Raw genomic sequence first — 319 nt, forward strand, 5'->3', positions numbered from 1 at the left:
TTCACGAAAGCTCGGCCGAGTTTCGTCGTGAATCGGACTCGGCCATTCGTCGTCGCAAAGAGGGTATGGTCTTTGCCCATGCCGACATTGGCGCCGGCATGCCACTTGGTGCCGCGCTGACGAATAACTGTCTCTTATACACATCTCCGAGCCCACGAGACTCTAGGCGCGATCTCGTATGCCGTCTTCTGGTTGAAAATGGGGGGGGGGGGGGGGGGGGGGGGGGGGGGGGGGGGGGGGGGGGGGGGGGGGGGGGGGGGGGGGGGGGGGGGGGGGGGGGGGGGGGGGGGGGGGGGGGGGGGGGGGGGGGGGGGGGGGG

At 72.1% G+C, this 319-nt stretch carries 1 protein-coding gene and 1 pseudogene; both read right to left on the minus strand.

Features of this window, described 5'->3' with window-relative positions:
- Positions 1-128, minus strand: a pseudogene (locus JHD80_RS27490) (50S ribosomal protein L27); the annotation flags it as partial.
- Positions 129-134: 6 nt separating this feature from the next.
- The coding region (locus tag JHD80_RS27495; RefSeq protein WP_199093777.1) for a hypothetical protein at positions 135-319 on the minus strand (185 nt) is incomplete at its 5' end.

The sequence above is a fragment of the Allobosea sp. ASV33 genome (assembly GCF_016428755.1).
In the GTDB taxonomy this organism is placed as follows: Bacteria; Pseudomonadota; Alphaproteobacteria; order Rhizobiales; family Beijerinckiaceae; genus Allobosea.